Genomic DNA, 17,591 nt, shown 5'->3' with positions numbered 1-17,591 from the left:
TGTTATGGATGGCGACGAGTGATCAACCGGGACAGTAAATTGGTGAGAATAACAATGCCCAACAGCACAACCGATGCTGACCAAGCTAATTGATTTTGCTCAGGAAAGGCTGAGCTTGCATAGTTGTAAATCATCACGGATAGTGATGGCGTTGGGTTGAAAGCTTGCTCGACCCAGTTCTGACTAAACAATGCAGTAAATAGTAATGGTGCTGTCTCACCAGAAACACGAGCGATCGCTAATAAAACTCCAGTCGTAATACTAGGTAATGCCGCTTTCAATACAACTTTGAAGGTTGTTTGAATCGAGTTAGCACCCAATGCGGCGGAAGCTAAACGCTGCTGAGTTGGAACTAGCTTTAATGCTTCTTCGGTTGACAAAACAATGATGGGTAGCATAATCACGGCTAATGCGAATGCACCCGCTAATGCAGAAAAACCGCGATATCCCAAAATCGTAGAAAGTACAATCACTGCATAAGCAAAAACACCAACTACGATCGAGGGAACTGCACTCAAGATTGACATCACAAATCGAACAATCTGAGCAATAGTATTTCCACGTCCAATTTCAACGAGATAGATAGCTGTGAGAATACCAAACGGAATACTCATCATCGCGGCAAGTCCAACCATGAGGACTGTACCTTGAATCGCATTAGCAAATCCGCTTACGACACCTGCTTCCCCCACTGGAGCAGGAAGATTCGTCAAAACTTCCCATCGCAAATTGGGTAAACCTTGACGGAGAATTTCAAACAAAATAGACAAAAGCGGAAGTAACGCGAGTCCGGTGAGCAGAACTGCGATCGCACTCATCCCATAACTGAACAAACGGCGATCAACCGATAATGGCTTTGTAAGTTGCCGATCAAAAAAACTTGACATTGATCAAAATCAATAAAAGACTAACGCTTGAAGCTTACGATTTTTACCAATACGGTCGCGATAATATTAACGATTAACGTTAATGCAAATAAAATCAATGCTAAGTACATCAATGCGCCGATATGTAATTCATCTAATGCTTCGGGAAATTGGTTTGCTAAAATTGCAGGAATCGTATTACTTGCATCTAGCAACGATAAGCTAACTTGATCCGAATTCCCAATTACCATCGTTACAGCCATCGTTTCGCCTAACGCCCGACCCAACGCTAAAATGACGGCTCCGACAATTCCTGAAGCACTCGCAGGTAAGAGAATGGTGAAAATCATTTCCCACCGCGTTGCACCGAGTGACATCGAAGCAGTTCTTAACTCTTGCGGAATGCTTGTCATCACATCTCGGCTAATTGCTGCGATCGTGGGTAAGATCATCACAGCTAGAATCGTTCCAGCAACGAGTAAACTTGGTCCAAAGGTTTCAGTACTAAAGAACGGAATCCAACCGAATTGCTGATGCAGCCAGAGTTGAATCGGTTTCATAAATGGAATCAAGACAAAGATTCCCCAAAAACCAATAATGACACTAGGGATTGAAGCAATCAGTTCGACTAGAAATCCTAACAGCGATCGCACTACCGCAGGTAAGAATTTCTCACTCGTCACAATGGCAACGGTAATGCCAACTGGAACCGCAAATAAGAGTGCAATAAAAGAACTCACAAGAGTTCCGTAAATGTAAGTCAGAGCACCAAATTGAAGCTGATTGACATCCCATTCCTGACGCGATAAAAATCCCAACCCAAATGCCTGAATTGCGGGAGCAGCAGACTTAAAAATCACCCAACCCATCCACAGCAATACTCCGATCGAGGCTAATGCAACAGCCTGAAGCACCCAAGCAAAGCCCCGATCAAGCCATGCTGTATTTCCATCCGTAATCGAAGGTGATGGAGATGGAGATCGTGAAGAAAGCGAAGAACTCATAACAATTGGGTGACAATTGGGATTGGGAAACAGCAGCAAGGCAAGGAAAAGGGGTACTCACAGATCTGAAGTACCCCAAGGGTAGATTTAGAAGGTAAATGTGGTACGAATGGTGCCAATCAAGAGCGTATCGTTTGCCGAATTGTGCTCTGGATTAAAGATCACCAGAACACCCGGTGTGATGGCGATATTGTCATTCAAGCGATAGCGGTAGAATGCTTCCAAGTGATAAGAAGTATCGCGATCGCGACGGCGACGAATCACGCCCGTTCCTGTGGTCGGGCCATAATCACTACTCGTCACTTTCGGCGGCATCCCAAAGATTAATCCGCCAAAATTCCCTTCTTTGAAGAGATCAGGGAACCCAAGTCCGACTGACCAGTTCCAGATAGAAGCATTATCTCCATCCTGAACCGCTGGATTGAGAGCGGTTCCTTGACCAGAAATCGTGTTGACTCGGCGATTTGCCTTCGCATCGGTATAACCTGCCCAGCCTGCTAATGTTAAGCCAGGATTCAACCGAATATTTGCTTGGAGTCCGAATTGATTTGTAGTGGTTGGAATATTCCCCGCGCCGTTAATGTTACCTGTGCTACCAAATGGATTGTTAGCAAAGCCACTGCCTGTGCTACCTGAGATGCCCGAACCCGCTGTGTAGTAGGCATTTACATAGGTAAAGCCAAGTCCAAAATTAGGGGTCGGTTGATAGACTAACTGCCCGATCGCTGCATAGTTGCCACTAAATAAACCTCGATCGAGGCTTGGATCTTGTGCATCTCCAGTGGGGACTAAATAACCTAAAGACAAGGTAAACCGATTGCCAACGGTAAATTCTCGCCCTAAGCGATGGTTTACAATCACACCCGTTCCGCTACCAGCACGGTAGATTGGGTTAAAGCGACCAAAGCGGGAAATTGCACCAGAACCACTGGATTCAAAAGGACTGAGGGTCGGAATAGAATCGTTGAATTCTAACCCGTCACCCGTTCCCGTTCCAACAAAGACCGTGGTTTGATCTCCGAGTGGGAAACGATACTCTAGGCGACGCAATGAAACACTGTTGTCATTGCTGCCGTCATAGCCCAAACGAGCCATGTTTGTGTTGGTGACTGCACCTGAAAAAGAGGGAATGTTCCGGGCTTGCAGTTGAGTTCTTAAGCGATCGCGACCTGTGAAACTGGTATCAAAACCAATTCGCACCCGACTAGACAAGGTTAGATTCTCTTGTACATTTCGCGCTGATCCTGCTCCAATCGCGGCTGTAGTTGCTGTTTCCCGTGCTGCGGGCGTTGCTGCTGCATCAATGATTCGTTGTTGATCAGAGTTGATCGCTCTTTCATCTCCGAACGCTTGTGCTGCCGAGAAAATGACTTCCCCGGTCAGCTTGGTGGTTGTCGAGAATTGCTGTTTTTCTAGCGTAGTGGTGCGCGCTTCTAAACTATCCACCATGCCCCGCAGCGTTGCTAACTCTGCTGCAAACTCTTCTTGGAGCTTTTGCAGAGTTGCTAAATCTTCTCGCTTCACTAAATCAGTGGTTGCTGCTGCAATCAATTCATTGACGCGATCGAGGCAAGCATTCAAACCTGCTGCAAATTCGTAGCGCGTTAAAGCACGATTGCCTCGATAGGTACGATCGGGATAGCCTGCAATACAACCATACCGCTCAACGAGAGACTGTAACGCTTGAAATGCCCAGTCTGTCGGGCGAACATCAGAAAGTTGAGAAACCGAAGTAACCTGACCAGCAAGCTGTGAAGGTTGGGCTTCGCTTGCAAGCTGATTGACTGAAGTTTCGACTTGCGTTAATGCAGGCGAAGTTTCAGCAACAGCCGCGATCGCAAAGATAGAAAATAACCCAGGCAATAACACAAGGGAATGCCAAACTGTTCGTAACATTTGATAGTCCTCACATCGCAAGAATGAATGAAAATTGAAGGAAGAGCCGACGCGACTCGAAATTCAGCATCGAAAATGAAAAGCAACTCTGACGGCACGGCTCCTTTATCTCGATCGCTCAACTTCGAGCGCGTAAGCTCAAAAGGCGTGAAGAAACAATGTAAAAGTGTGAGGAGGAATTTTTAGAAACTAGGGCTTGACTTCGTTTCTGACCACTTGCAAAATCCGTTGCACATCATTCGGTGCAATTCGAGCAAAATTCAAGTCATCATTGAGTTCTTGACCTTCTGTAAGAACCCATTCAACCCACTTTTTCACGGCTGCTGCTTTTTCAGGGTTGTCATAGCGGCGATAGATCATCATCCAGGTCAGCCCTGTAATCGGATATCCTGCGTCTGGATCTCCATCAAACACCCGAAAATTATCCGGGAGTTTCAAGGATGCAATGGCTTTGTTGGTCTCTGCTAGTGACGGAGACAACCATTCCCCCCGCTTCGTTTGCACCTGAGCAACGTTCAGCTTATTTTTCTCAGCATAAGATTGCTCAACATAGCCAATCGATCCCGACGTTTTCTGAACAGTAGAGGCAACCCCTGCATTGCCCCGCCCTTTCAACGGATTTGTCGTCCATTTGGGGGCTGTTCCCACGCCCACACGCCCTCTGAAGTACGGATTGACTGCACTGAGGTGGTTTACAAACACAAACGTTGTCCCACTCCCATCGGCACGAACAACGGTCTTAATGTCGGAGTTAGGTAGATTCACACCCGGATTATCTTTCGCAATTCTTGGGTCATTCCAACGGGTGATCCGACCTGAAAAAATGTCCGGTAGCACTTCGCGACCAAGTTTAAGGTTAGAAACCCCAGGAAGATTGAAGATGGGCACGACAGAACCACCTGCCGTTGGGACTAAAATCACGCCGCGATCGACCTTCTTCATATCGTCATCGGTCATCGCCGCATCACTACCGCCGAAGTCTACAACGCCTGCGATAGTTTGGCGAATCCCACCGCCGCTTCCGATTGCTTGATAGTTCACCGTCGCGCCAGGATTCTTCTTCTTAAATTCGGAAATATACCGTTCATACAGGAGTGCCGGGAAAGTTGCGCCAGCTCCATTGAGTGTGACGGCTTCGGCGATCGCGGTCAAAACTGGAGTAAGCGTGAGCGCAATGGTTACTACAGACGCAGTAGCAGCGCGGCGAAAAGCTGTCGAGAGTGCCATTGTGTTGTGTCCTTGAGCAAAGACTGTGGTGCATCAATTTAGGTAACACTGAACACCCTACAACTCTAGTAGTTAAGTGAAGACAAACGAAAAAATAATAATTGGTTAAATTTGGTTAAATCTTAGGTTAACCAAATTGGAATGCTAGTGAAATAGATTCTTTACACATGCGATGTACTAAATGTCTCAGTAAAGTTATCGCTACAAATCCACCTTGAGATGTATATTGGTACAGATAAGGTGTAGCCTACCTCCCTGTATTCCAGAAAACAGAAATGCTCATCTGTATTCACAAACGATGAAAATGATGACAACATTCTGAAATTCAAGAAATATTTAAGTGATCACAACTGAAATGTTCTGGAGCTTTTTAGCTCGGCATGTAAGAGTTCAGGTTTATGTAGACGGCTAGAAATTTCAAGCCACATTGAGGAATTGCAAAATAGCTGGAGCCTTCCTCACTGTAACTTTTTCTCGATCGATTTCTTCTCAATCGATTTCTTGTGTTGACGTTCAATCTGACTGAATCCCATGACTAAAACTCTCTCAATGCCTGTTATGCCAGCGATCCCTGCTCCAGCGCGTGCCTTCATCCGACCGATGCTTTTAGCAGCAATTGGAATGCACGCTCTCTTATTGTTTGCTCCATTCCCGCAGGAAAAACCAAAGCCGCCTGAAAATAAGGAAGCACCCGTTAAAATTACGCAGCTTCCGACAACAAAAGTGAAGGTACAAAATAAAGCGAAGATTGCAAATCCCAATAAACCCAGTTTGCCTAAAATCAATCGCCCTGCGGCAAATCCGGTTGTGATCAAACCAGAACCACCCAAGCCCGAAGCGGCGCGATCGCAAGAAGCACCTCCTGAAAAAGGTCAAGTTGCAAATCCTGCCAGTGGTGGGGCAACCTCGTTTGTCGATTTCCCGCATTATCAACCCTCTACTCCGGATTGTTTTGGCAAAGGGTTAGGTGAGAATTGCCGGATTGCGACTGCAAATTTACCCACAGTAGCAGCCTTTTATCAATCGCAACCCAAAGCAAAAGGATTCACTGTTACCTTAGCTGAAGAGAACGCGAACGCAAAGATCTACACCGTGACGGCTAAAAATGGTCAAACGCTGTTTCTCAGCTTATTTGCTGACGCTCCTACAACAGTAATTTTGCTCTCTGAACAAAAGGTGACTGATCTCGCAACCTTGAAGGAATCAGTGAGTCCGCCTGAAGAGTACTACCAAATTTTGGCGGATCTCTTAGTAGAAGCCGATCGCTCAGATAATCCTGCGAACACTGCTTCACCGGAAAACTTTGCTCAACCGCAGATGTTCTATAACATTGTGAGTGAGGCAGAGTTGCAGCAGGGAGCGATTCCAGACTTGCGCCCCGGAATTGATGGAACACCGAAGCTAGCACAAGGTCAAAATCCGATGAACTTCTATCAATCCATGTCTGCGGCTGGACTATCAGGTTTCTTTGAGATTTCAGAGCAAGGTCAGTATGGCGGCGGTAACTTGTATCGCTTAAAGAAAGGAAGTACTACGTTCTACTTAAATTTGATCCCCACGAAAGATCAAACTGGAACGATCATTGTAACGTGGCTCAAAGATCCGAAAAGCTAAGAAAAATCGGGACATGATGAATGTCCCGATCAAACTATCCATTCTGCGCGCTCTCTCTACTCGATCGCTAAAGAAACGCGATCGCCTCCGACATCTCGCAGCGTTCCCAGAGTTTGAACCACTTTTTCGTAAGCAAGCGACTTATCAGCTTTGAGCACGATCGCGCCCTGTGGATTTCTTTGAAAATAAGCTGCAACCTGTTCTGCAATCTGCGTTTCTGTGACGGTTGCATTGTTAATTTCTGTTTGTCCTGCCCGTGTCATTCCAATGATCAGCGGATCAGGAGCAGGTTTATTGTTGACTCCTTTATCGGTACTAGGCAGCGTTGCGTCCACAGATTTGGAACTGGTTAGCGTCATCGATACCAGGATGAAAAACGTCAGAATCGTCATAATCACGTCCATCATCGGAACGAGATTCACCTCTGGAATTTGGCTTTGCTGGTATTTGTTAAATTTCATGCCTAGCTCCCGACAGAGAGTTCAGAAGATAACTGAGCCGATCCTGCTTTCGCCAATTCATTTGTCCAAGGTTCGTACCAAACTTGGCGATAAATCAGTTCTAACTCGCCACCGATTTTAGAGAAATACTCCATCTGCTGAGATTGCAGAGTGACAGAGACTCTTAGAAGTGCCAACGCAATGATTGCGACGACCATACCGCAAGCCGTGGTTGTGAGTGCTTCAGCGATTCCGGCTGCCGCTTTGGTGGTTTGTTCTGCTCCGAGCGTTGCGCCGCCTACGTTCAAGTTGGCAAAGGTCAACATCAGACCTGTTACAGTTCCTAGCAATCCGAGCAGGGGCGCGATCGCGACGGCTGTTTCTAACATCTTGTCGCCTCTGCGCATTTTGGCAAATTCTTCATCACCCGCCGTTTCCAGTGCCAATCGGAAAGTTTCTGGGTTGGGCTGGTTGAGTTTTAGAGCCGCTAACATGAAGCGTCCAATCGGTTGCGAACTGGCTTTCTCCGCAATCATTCGAGCATCGGTCAAGCTATATTGTGCTGCGTCTAAAATATGATGTGCGACTCGGTCTTCGGTTCTGAGCACTTGAAACCAGAATACTGCACGATCGAAGGCACATGCAAAAGAGGCAACCGATAAACCAACGAGGGGAAGCATCAATGGTCCCCCTTTCGCTACAACTTCGTACAAATTAGACATAGTTTGGCAGAACCGCTCAAAAGAACAAACGAATTAACAGTCAATGAAGTACTGAGAGGAAAGATGTCAACGCATAATGCACCAACGTTGAGAATAACGGAAATAACGTAGAAAAATGGTTAAGGTAAGGTAAGGAACAGCCGAATTTTTAATTAAGGTGTTGGTGACTCTTAACTGCTTGCCTCTAAGCCATGGACTTACTAGCTGCTTGCAAATCAATTGAAGAACAGGAATATAGCGAATACACTCTACAGGATTACAGATGTAGAGATGGGAAAATACTGCTCAAATGAAGTTCGATGGAATCTGGGTTCAAATTATGCGAATGGTGCGTGCTAGCGTTGAAGAGTTGCCCCACACCTGTCAAAATTGCTGCATGGAACCCTTCAGCAGTCTCCAGCTTTTGATCAGCTTTTTCTAGCCTTAATCAGGATGCTGTGTAAGGTGCTTATTTCCAGCTATGCACTACGCCAAACAGCCATCTCTGCATGACAATGACTACATCGCCAGTACACTCCATCTAGTCTGACATGGCGAAGCAGAACATACGAACAGCAAGGACAGAGATGCTGGCTCGTTGTACTACGATCGAACGTAGTTTGACTGCTGAGGTTAAAATTTTCTTGGGGCTGAACTCTTAGGGAAGTATTGGTTGAAATAGACATATTAAAAACTGCTTTCTAATGCGATCGTGAAAAAGATAAAATCTTGAACTTTGGAATTATAAATTGGAATAAAAAAACTTCCACCGACTTATTGCTGAATCAGCAGTGGAAGCTAGAAACCATTTACTCTGGCTTGTTAGAAAAGCGGAAAATAGAATCAGATTCTACTTTTTCAAATTTCCAAATAATCCGGTTGTGTTCCCGTCATATCTTTTCGGGTCTTTTTTCTGTTTCTTAGTACCTTGAGACTCTGCTTTTGGTTTCTTAGCCTCTCTATTGCCTTTTTTCTCTTTCGCCATGTCCCTTCCTCCCATTAAGAGTTCTCGCCTTCAGTAGACTAAGTACCTAAGTAATTAGCAGATTCCAAAAAGTCGTTGTGTATACTGCCATTGGGCAGTTTTGCGCCTTTTAAGTTTGCTCCGCTAAGGTTAGCTCCTTTCAAAGTTGCCCAGTTTAGGTTTGTATAGCTTAGGTCTGAACTGCTCAAGTCTGATCCAGCCAAATTTGCTCCGGTAAAATCAACTCCGCTTAAATTTGCTTTCACAAAGTTCAAGTTTTTCAAATCTTCTGTTCTGAAATTCCTTTGTCCGTCTGCGTATCGTTTGAGGACTTCATTAGCATTCATCTTGGTCGCCTCGCGACGTGTAGCGCGATCGCTGTATCTCTATTGTAGAGCTTAATAGCTTTTCTAGCCACCTGATTGAACAGTCTGTCGAATTACTTCTGCTTCAATTTGCGACTGAAACTGATTTAAGCTTTCTATTAGATTAGTTTCTAACCAGCGATCCACACCAACTCTCTCTAATAAAGCTCCTACAATTCCTCCTGGTAAGTCGAAAGCGATCGTCAGCCGTAAGCGGCAACCACGATCGCTTGGAAAGAATTCGGCAGAACCTCGGTTTGAGAGTCCAGAAACTGATTGCCAAACAATTAAACGCAAAGGAATGCGTTGAGTAATGCGCGAAGTCCACTCAGTCAGAAGCGGAAAGCCTAAACCAAACGTCCAATGCCAGAGTTCTTGATCCCCAGGTAATCGACTGACTCTTTTGACAAGTGGCATCCAGCGAGGAACGTTTTCTAAATTTGCCCATAGACCGTAAACCTGTTCTACGGAACATCTCACATCTACTTCTACACTACGTTCAAGCATGATTGTCACACCCATCATTGTTCATGAGCATTCCTTAAGCTAGTCATGAATGCTGCCATCAGGCATGATCGTTTTACTGAACCCTGCATGGTCGAGATTGGCTCCTTGAATTGTTGCTCCCGTTAGATTCGCTTCACTCAAATGCGCGCCGTTGAGGTCTGCATCACTCAAATCTGACTCTCTCAAATCGGCTCCAGTCAAATTTGCGCCTCGTAAATCAGCACCGCTTAGATCTGCCTTGCTCAAGTCTGCTTTCCGCAAATTTGCCCCACCTAGCTTAGCTTCACTGAGATCTGCACCGCTCAAATCTGCATGAGTCAAATTCGCCCCACTTAGGTCTGCCCCACTCAGGTCTGCATGAATCAAGCAAGCTTGAATCATTGCGGCATCGGCTAGATTTGCTTGATTGAGTTTTGCTTGGTTAAGGTGAGCATCAGTGAGATTTGCTCCACGCAGATCCGCTCTGACTAACTCAGCCCCAATCAGCTTGGCTCCAATCAGCTTGGCATCTGTTAGGCAGACTTGAAGCAGTTTAACATGGCTAAAATCTCGTTGTCCTGTTGCATAGAGTTCTACAATCTCTTGAGCATTCATTATGTTTCTCCTGAGTTTAAATATTGGTGGGATTGAGTTCCAATTTCCATTCCTGCTTGAGAAGCCCTAGATACATCGTTTTCTGAACTAACATGAGTCGATACTGTACAATCAGAAATTCTTGAGCCTGCTCACGGGACATCTGATGAGCTTGATCTGCGAATTCTCTGAGGTTGAATTCTTGCTCTAGAGTGAGTCCGATCGATGAATCCATATTGACCTCTGATAATCCTAGTGAAGATAAAAATTGCGAACCTGATGGAAAATCACGAACTAGACAAAATGAAGCTGTGGATCTAGCGTGATTCAACTGATAGAAAACTCCCACCCGGTTCTGTAGAGACAAGGGTGAGAGCTAAAGTAATTCATCTATTGTAGCTTACCTCTAGAGAACGAATCTAGAGATCCACTCCTCAGCTACTTAACTTATGCAGGCATAAGTACCGTATCAATGATGTGAATGACTCCATTATCCGCCGCTACATCGGGGGTTGTCACATGAGAGTCATTGATTTGAACCCCATTTGAGGCATCAATCTTTACATCTGAACCTTGAACTGTCTTCGCTGACTTCAGCTTAGTTACATCCGCAGCCATGACTTTGCCGGAGACGACGTGATAAGTCAGGATTTTCTTGAGTTGGGGAATGTTTTTAAGCAATCCATCTACTGTTCCTGCTGGCAATTTAGCAAAGGCCTCATCCGTGGGTGCAAACACTGTAAATGGCCCCTTACCTTTGAGCGTCTCAATTAAACCAGCAGCTTTGAGAGCAGCAGCTAGAGTGCTAAAAGAACCAGCTTTAACAGCAGTATCAACAATATCAGCCATGAGTGTCACCTTCGTTTGTTACTCGTTAACGTTGATTACGCTAACAATCATGAGTATGTCAGCTCCGTGTTTGATTTCATGTTGGAATTGTTGCTTGAGCTATATTGTGTGAACGATCTCTTAGCTCATAACAGATGAATCTCTCCAAAGATAGATCTAATCAAACAATCCTTCTACGGTTTGCCGAAATGCAATTAGAGCGTGGGTTGATTGATATTGCTTTAGGTCTTCGAGCAGTTGATCCGAAATTTCTAAAGTGACAATGGTTTTGAGTTCGATATTGGTGTTGTACCCTGCTATGTCTCCCATGCGTTTACCATGGCTTCCTCCTCCTTGGGCTGGAATAATTGTGTAGCCGGATACTCCTAGCTTTGATAACAGACGAATTAGTCTCTCTTGTAAGACAGCTTCACCAATAATCGTGACAAGGACACCTTGAGCTAAAGAAGTAGACATATCATTTTCCTCCAAAGTATCGATTAAATGTATCAATCAATTCAGCCTACTACTCAGTAATGCACAATATGCATTGCCGATTCTCTGCATCAGTACTCAACTTTGAATGTTGAGTGGATAAGTAATTTCCGTCTCTTGGGTCAGATTCCAAACTTCATCTACAAAATCATCGAGGCTCACAGGTTTGAGTAAATACCCTTCTGTCTTTAACCTCCAGTGCTGAGTAAATTCTGTTCGAGAACAGGTTGAAATAATCAATATCGGAATCATTCTGCTATGCTTGCGCGCAAGATATCTAATTCGGCAAATCAGTGGATAAACACTTTCACCTAGAAATCTCATTTCACAGATCAAAACTTTAGGTATCCACCCATGCAGCAAAGCTAATCCATCCTGGACTGAACCTGCTGTGATGACTCCTGCACCACAGCCTTCAAGCACAAAAGCATAGAGTTCCCTATTGTCCCGATCGTTATCTACAATAAGAATCTGGACATCGTTGAGGGGCTTAGGATTTAGAGGTTTATTCAAGTTCAACATATCAATAGACCCAGTAAAACAACAGAGTTGCCTTCCTACGTTCTTTCTAAATTAATGCTGCTTGACTTTCTAACTCAATTGATTGATTACGAGACAAATCGTTACCTAAGTCCTGCCGAAGGACAGATGAAACTCTAGCTTACTGAAGCCTAGTAACTAAATAGTCAAAATACGTACCAACTTCACTTGCTTCTTCTGCCGACATAAGTGAAGTTGTCATCGCTTTCATGGCACGAACACCCTCAGCCACGCCCTCAAGCGGTGTACCAAGAGAATTGTACATCTGGCGCACTCCAATCAATCCGATTTCCTCAAGCGGAGTCGTTTCTCCAGCAGCAACACTATACGTGATTAAGCGCAGGTAGTAATCCATATCCCGCAAGCAGGTTGCGGTCATGTCCTCGCCATAAGCATTGCCACCTGGAGAGACTAAGTTGGGACGACGCTGGAACAATTGTCTGGTGGCTTCTTTAACAATGCGATCGCGGCTTTCGGTTAAGGTTTTGACCAAGCGTAATCGATGATCGCTACTCATCATAAAGCCTTTGATCTGATCCATTTCTCCTGGCGTAAGATAGCGGCACTCTGCGTCTGCGTTCACGATTAATTTTTGAATCACACTCATGATTACATTCCCCTAATCTTTTACAACCACATTGACAGAGCGATGTTTGATTTCATGTATGAATTGTTTGATTTCGATGCAATTCATTCTCCTTGCCATTCTCGATCCTCTAACTCTTTCTGAGGCAAGAGCAACGTCGCTTCAATCTCTTGTCGAATTGCGGCTGTGACTTCACAGTTACTATTCAAGCAATCAATCAGAAGTTGGTTGGCATCGTAGTAACGCTGTAGGACTTGCTGTTGCTCAGGACTAAACTGCCAGGGATGCTGAATGTTACGATAATGCGCAACTGTGCTTTTCAACTGTGTCACCCAAGCCGGATAGTTTGTCTGCCACCAGTCCTGAAGCCGTTCTCGATTTTGACTTGGAGCGGGCAACTGATCTCTCAACTGCTGCAGAGATTTATAGAATCCAGCATCCAGAACCATCACCAGAATGTTGTTGAGCGCTTCACTACACGCATTGATATAGGCAAAATCCTGGCTATGGTCGGTGGCAAACTCCAGCAGCAAGTTCTCTAATGCCGCATCTAAAAACATGCCTTGATCTAGGGTACTTGCTAAGGCAAACTGTCCTGCTGTATGGGGGGCTTGAGCAAGTGCAAGGTAAAATGCGCGCGTGGTTGCAACTTTCGGTTCGATTGGAATCGATTGGGATTTTTGGCTGACCCACATTAGGAAATCTTGTAAATAGGGGTCTTGAGCCACTAACGCATCAATTTGTTGTTTCATCAACTGCACGAGCGAATCTGCACTTCGCAACATTGCTGCCGTTAACAAGAACACTTCGCGCCAGTGGGGATCGGTAATGTGGCTCACCAAGCTTCCTAATGCTTGCTCTAATGCTCGCAGATTATGACTCGCGACAATTTTGCGAGCCGTGAAATATTCTTGAAACGCCAAGTAGGAGAATGAAAAAATGCCTCGCGCTCGTTCAATTAAGAGTCCGTGCTGTGCCTCGATCGCTTTTAGCATCGCCTCGCTTTCAAGTTGCAGTTCTTCGGGTTCTAACGACGCATTCGGTAAGTTTCGTAGATAGTCTCCGATGTACTGTTCAATAATACGTTGTTCAAAAAAGTACTGACCCTGCTCAAAAGTGACTGCTGCTAATTGGCTCAGTAATCTTAGCTTCTGAGGTAGTAAAAAGCCTCGGTAAGCATCATCGCGTTCGACTCCTCTGGCTTCATCCCACTTCCCCAGCAGCAGATCGAGTCCTTGCTTGTAAAATTCAGTCCGCTTTGTTGGAAATTTTTCTTGACCATGAAACACCCAGCAGGCAAGGTGCAGAAACAAAGGAGTAACAACCAGTTGGCGAAACTGCCAGTTCTCCGGTAGGTCGAGTTTCTGCAGAAACTCAACGGACTGATTTTGCTGCGGTTCCTTCGGAGTTGCGCTCTGCGCTAATCGCGGTGTTGTTCGGCTGAATACGGCGAACCACTTTTGCGCGAATGTTGTGATTTGCGCTTGGGTGAACGGTGCAATCTCAACATCGGTGAAGCCTCGAAGTTGCAACTTTTGAGCCGCTGTCCGACAGGAAACAACAAACTGATTGCGATGATACTTATCTGAGAATTGACGAATTTCTCGTAGAACCGATGCACTGTCCTGATTCAGCAGTTCATCAATACCGTCCATTAATAGCAAAACTCGACCCGATTGCAACAATGTTTCAATCACGGCGGGGTCTGAAATGCCAGAAGGGACAAAGCAAGAGCAAACATAATGAAAAAGGCTAAAAGTGCCACTGTGTCTAGATTCTTCTGCAAACTCTCTCATTGCCATAAAGAGCGGCACTCGATCAGCAGCAAATTCTCCCCGATTGCACTGAATCGCTAGATGTTGCAAAAAAGTGGTTTTTCCGACTCCTGGCTTTCCCAAAACTCTCAGCTTTGAATAAGTCTCGACTGCCTGCATTCCTGGGATCTGCTTTTGCTCAACGTCTCCTAAGCCCACACGGTCGAAGTCAGTCGGTTCTATGTTTTGTAGTTCAGCGATCTCGAACCATTGTTGGCTGGCAATTTCTTCTAAAATATTGACATCGACATAGATGTCATCAATTCTCACCGGACGGTTGACATCAAGTAACTGCAAGATGCCGCACTGATTTTGAATCGTGTCTCGATGTTGCGATCGCACTTGCTGGACTAAACTATCCACATCGAGAGGAACTGCTTTTGCTCGTTCTCCAGGTACGGGAAAATCTACAGGCGGATCAAGTGCAATCTCGCGCCAATCTAAATCCAAAATCGAACAAATTTCTAGAAAAATTTGGCGATCAACGGGCTGCCCAGTGAAAAAGCGCCAGATTGGTTGACGGGTCTTTAAGTTCACTTCCCCTGCCAGATTTTCCTGCGTCCAGCCTTTGAGAGCAAACGCACGTTTAGCCTGTTGAATACCAGTGGGCGATGCCTGAAGTGAGCGTTTGACCATAAGATAAAAGGCTCATATTAAAAATCAAAGCATTCCTCTACTAAAAATATAAGCGTTTGATTTCGTTACAGTCTTGTTCGACTAAATTCTTTAAACAATCTCGATCTGTCCATGCTCATCTAAATCGACTTTCACAGAATCTCCAGACTTAACTCGACCAGAGAGAATCGTCTCAGCTAGACTATCTTCGAGTAGACGAGTGATCGCTCGTCGCAGCGGACGTGCGCCTTGCTCTGGGTGATAGCCCGTTTCGACGAGGCGATCTTTAACGCGATCGCTCACTTCCAGTGTGATGCCTTGTTCTAGCAAGCGAGCTGAAAATTCATTCAGTAAGAGATTCGCAATTTGTTTGATTTCATCATGTGTTAATTGTCGGAACACAATGATGTCATCTAAACGATTCAAGAATTCTGGGCGAAAGTACTGCTTCAGTTCTTCATTGACCAAAGCAACAGTGCGGTTATAAGATGCTTCTGGAGCATTCGTCGAGAGTTCAAAACCGAGTCCACCGCCTCCTTTCTGAATCACCTTGGAACCAACATTCGAGGTCATCACGAGCAAGGTATTCTTGAAATTCACAGTCCGACCTTTCGCATCGGTTAGGCGACCATCTTCTAAGATTTGCAGCAGCAAATTAAATACATCGGGATGTGCTTTTTCGATTTCGTCAAATAGCACAACGGTGTAAGGCTTGCGTCGAACGGCTTCTGTTAACTGTCCGCCTTCGCTATAGCCCACATATCCGGGTGGAGAACCAATCAGCTTAGAAACGGTATGGCGCTCCATAAACTCAGACATATCTAGTCGAATCATCGCCGATTCAGATCCAAAAAAGCAGGCGGCTAATGCTTTGACTAACTCAGTTTTGCCGACTCCCGTTGGCCCTGAGAAAATAAATGATGCGATCGGGCGATTGGGATTGCTTAAGCCCACTCTTGCCCGACGAGTAGCTCGTGCGATCGCGCTGACCGCTTCTTCTTGTCCAATCAGTCGTTGATGCAAAACTTCTTCCATCTGCATTAACTGTTCTGACTCAAGTTCGGTGACTTTGTTCACCGGAACGCCTGTCCAAGATGAGACAATGTGAGCGATATCGACCTCATCCACAACGATTGCAGAACCAAATGCTGGAGCCTCGGTCTGAACCTCTGCTTGCAGAGTCAGCTCACTCGATCTCACTTCACCAGCACGTTTAAAGTCCTGTTGTGCGATCGCGCTTGCTTTGGTGAGCAAAATCTGTTTGAGTCGTTCACTCATGCTCTTATCAAGCGAGAATTTCTTGCCGTGAAGAATTCGAGCGCGAGATCCGGCTTCATCAATCAAATCGATCGCTTTATCTGGGAGCAGCCGATCAGAAATATATCGATCGGCAAGCTTTGCCGCCGCTTCTAGTGCAAGATCCGAGATTTCTAGCCGATGGTGCTGCTCATAGCGACTGCGTAATCCTTGTAAAATCAGAATCGTCTCTTCAATGCTCGGCTCATTAATCATCACGGGCTGAAATCGCCGTTCTAGTGCTGCATCTTGCTCAACATATTGACGATATTCATCGAGCGTTGTTGCTCCAATACAGCGCAGTTCGCCGCGCGCGAGAGCAGGTTTCAGAATATTTGCAGCATCGAGTGAGCCTTGAGCAGAACCTGCCCCTAGCAAAGTATGAACTTCATCGATGACTAAAATGATGTTTCCCGATGAGCGAACTTCCTTCATGATGGTTTTGAGTCGTTCCTCAAACTCACCTCGATACTTTGTTCCAGCCAGTAAAGTTCCGATATTCAACGTGAGAACTTGCTGATTTTGAAGCGATTCGGGCACGTCTCGATCGACAATACGCTGCGCTAATCCTTCGGCTAAAGCAGTTTTTCCGACACCCGGTTCACCAATTAAAATCGGATTGTTCTTCGTGCGGCGACCCAGAATCTGAATCATCCGTTCTACTTCTTGCTGACGACCGACTACCGGATCAAGCCTTCCCAATGCCGCAAGTTCAGTCAGATTCGTGCCGCACTCATTCAAAATCGGTGTGCTCTTGCGACCGGAACTCTTCCCTTTTAAGATGGGCTTAGCTTCAGAGATGGCTTGTAGCACTTTAATCCGAACTTCAACCCGCTCCACGCCTAGCCGTTCTAAAACCTGAGTGGCTAATCCCGCCTCATCTTGCACGATCGCCAGCAACAAATGCTCTGGTTCCACCTGGCTATGTCCGAGCCGCTCTGCTTCTTTTAAGGACTGCTCTAAGACACGCCGGCTCCGGGGAGTAAAGGGGATCTCAGTCCGAGACAGTCCAGTCCCTCGACCAATCACTGCCTGCACTTGCTCTTGTACTTCTTCCAGAGTAATGTCTAGATCCGTTAACACTTGTGCAGCAATACTGGGTCGAGTCGCAATTAAACCTAGCAAAAGCTGCTCTGTGCCAACATAATTATGGTCAAGGCGACGAGCTTCGATTTGAGCCGCATTCACAACCCTAATGCTTCTCTCTGTAAATTTATCAAACACAGGGATTTCCTCTGATAATGGAAGCGTTGCTCAAAC

At 45.6% G+C, this 17,591-nt stretch carries 19 protein-coding genes; 1 reads left to right on the top strand and 18 read right to left on the bottom strand.

Annotated features, from left to right (window positions below):
- Nucleotides 1-2 precede the first annotated feature (2 nt).
- The 4 genes from pstA to pstS form a co-directional block, all read right to left on the bottom strand.
- On the bottom strand, nucleotides 3-887 hold the full coding sequence (gene pstA, locus J0L70_RS20445; protein WP_287455696.1) for a phosphate ABC transporter permease PstA: 885 nt from the start codon (nucleotides 885-887) through the stop codon (nucleotides 3-5).
- 20 nt (nucleotides 888-907) lie between these two features.
- Nucleotides 908-1,870, bottom strand: a complete 963-nt coding sequence (gene pstC / locus J0L70_RS20440; RefSeq protein ID WP_268242607.1) for a phosphate ABC transporter permease subunit PstC — start codon at nucleotides 1,868-1,870, stop codon at nucleotides 908-910.
- A gap of 87 nt (nucleotides 1,871-1,957) precedes the next feature.
- Nucleotides 1,958-3,766: an iron uptake porin gene (locus tag J0L70_RS20435; RefSeq protein WP_287455695.1), complete on the bottom strand. Its 1,809-nt coding sequence runs from the start codon at nucleotides 3,764-3,766 to the stop codon at nucleotides 1,958-1,960.
- Nucleotides 3,767-3,955: 189 nt separating this feature from the next.
- The gene (pstS, locus tag J0L70_RS20430; protein WP_287455694.1) at nucleotides 3,956-4,993 is read right to left on the bottom strand and encodes a phosphate ABC transporter substrate-binding protein PstS; all 1,038 of its coding nucleotides are present in this window, start codon (nucleotides 4,991-4,993) and stop codon (nucleotides 3,956-3,958) included.
- Between the two features lie 531 nt (nucleotides 4,994-5,524).
- On the opposite strand from pstS, the gene J0L70_RS20425 reads away from it, so the two are divergent.
- Entirely contained in the window at nucleotides 5,525-6,607 is a 1,083-nt protein-coding gene (locus tag J0L70_RS20425) for a hypothetical protein (RefSeq protein WP_287455693.1), read from the top strand.
- Nucleotides 6,608-6,663: 56 nt separating this feature from the next.
- Here the strand turns inward: J0L70_RS20425 and J0L70_RS20420 are convergent, their stop codons facing one another.
- The 14 genes from J0L70_RS20420 to J0L70_RS20355 form a co-directional block, all read right to left on the bottom strand.
- Nucleotides 6,664-7,068: an ExbD/TolR family protein gene (locus tag J0L70_RS20420; RefSeq protein ID WP_190653273.1), complete on the bottom strand. Its 405-nt coding sequence runs from the start codon at nucleotides 7,066-7,068 to the stop codon at nucleotides 6,664-6,666.
- Between the two features lie 2 nt (nucleotides 7,069-7,070).
- A complete protein-coding gene (locus tag J0L70_RS20415; RefSeq protein WP_268242612.1) occupies nucleotides 7,071-7,769 on the bottom strand; it encodes a MotA/TolQ/ExbB proton channel family protein in 699 nt (232 codons plus the stop codon).
- Nucleotides 7,770-8,227: 458 nt separating this feature from the next.
- Nucleotides 8,228-8,434: a hypothetical protein gene (locus J0L70_RS20410; RefSeq protein ID WP_287455692.1), complete on the bottom strand. Its 207-nt coding sequence runs from the start codon at nucleotides 8,432-8,434 to the stop codon at nucleotides 8,228-8,230.
- Between the two features lie 164 nt (nucleotides 8,435-8,598).
- Nucleotides 8,599-8,733: a hypothetical protein gene (locus J0L70_RS20405; protein ID WP_277880469.1), complete on the bottom strand. Its 135-nt coding sequence runs from the start codon at nucleotides 8,731-8,733 to the stop codon at nucleotides 8,599-8,601.
- A gap of 38 nt (nucleotides 8,734-8,771) precedes the next feature.
- Nucleotides 8,772-9,059: a pentapeptide repeat-containing protein gene (locus J0L70_RS20400; protein WP_190653270.1), complete on the bottom strand. Its 288-nt coding sequence runs from the start codon at nucleotides 9,057-9,059 to the stop codon at nucleotides 8,772-8,774.
- 63 nt (nucleotides 9,060-9,122) lie between these two features.
- Entirely contained in the window at nucleotides 9,123-9,584 is a 462-nt protein-coding gene (locus J0L70_RS20395) for an SRPBCC family protein (protein WP_190653269.1), read from the bottom strand.
- Between the two features lie 39 nt (nucleotides 9,585-9,623).
- Entirely contained in the window at nucleotides 9,624-10,178 is a 555-nt protein-coding gene (locus J0L70_RS20390) for a pentapeptide repeat-containing protein (protein WP_287455691.1), read from the bottom strand.
- A 16-nt stretch (nucleotides 10,179-10,194) separates the two neighbouring features.
- Nucleotides 10,195-10,392, bottom strand: a complete 198-nt coding sequence (locus J0L70_RS20385) for an NblA/ycf18 family protein (RefSeq protein ID WP_190653267.1) — start codon at nucleotides 10,390-10,392, stop codon at nucleotides 10,195-10,197.
- A 212-nt stretch (nucleotides 10,393-10,604) separates the two neighbouring features.
- Complete coding sequence (locus J0L70_RS20380) at nucleotides 10,605-11,006, bottom strand: fasciclin domain-containing protein (protein ID WP_190653266.1); 402 nt, start codon at nucleotides 11,004-11,006, stop codon at nucleotides 10,605-10,607.
- Nucleotides 11,007-11,162: 156 nt separating this feature from the next.
- The gene (locus J0L70_RS20375; RefSeq protein WP_190653265.1) at nucleotides 11,163-11,462 is read right to left on the bottom strand and encodes a P-II family nitrogen regulator; all 300 of its coding nucleotides are present in this window, start codon (nucleotides 11,460-11,462) and stop codon (nucleotides 11,163-11,165) included.
- Nucleotides 11,463-11,558: 96 nt separating this feature from the next.
- Complete coding sequence (locus J0L70_RS20370; RefSeq protein WP_287455690.1) at nucleotides 11,559-12,002, bottom strand: response regulator; 444 nt, start codon at nucleotides 12,000-12,002, stop codon at nucleotides 11,559-11,561.
- Between the two features lie 139 nt (nucleotides 12,003-12,141).
- Complete coding sequence (apcA, locus tag J0L70_RS20365) at nucleotides 12,142-12,627, bottom strand: allophycocyanin subunit alpha (RefSeq protein WP_287455689.1); 486 nt, start codon at nucleotides 12,625-12,627, stop codon at nucleotides 12,142-12,144.
- Between the two features lie 83 nt (nucleotides 12,628-12,710).
- Nucleotides 12,711-15,056, bottom strand: a complete 2,346-nt coding sequence (locus J0L70_RS20360) for an NACHT domain-containing protein (RefSeq protein WP_287455688.1) — start codon at nucleotides 15,054-15,056, stop codon at nucleotides 12,711-12,713.
- A gap of 90 nt (nucleotides 15,057-15,146) precedes the next feature.
- A complete protein-coding gene (locus tag J0L70_RS20355; RefSeq protein ID WP_287455687.1) occupies nucleotides 15,147-17,555 on the bottom strand; it encodes an ATP-dependent Clp protease ATP-binding subunit in 2,409 nt (802 codons plus the stop codon).
- Nucleotides 17,556-17,591: the final 36 nt, after the last annotated feature.

Origin of the sequence: Leptolyngbya sp. UWPOB_LEPTO1, assembly GCF_017302695.1 — a bacterium.
Taxonomy (GTDB): domain Bacteria; phylum Cyanobacteriota; class Cyanobacteriia; order Leptolyngbyales; family Leptolyngbyaceae; genus Leptolyngbya; species Leptolyngbya boryana.
This window is presented reverse-complemented; position numbering and strand designations above follow the sequence as displayed.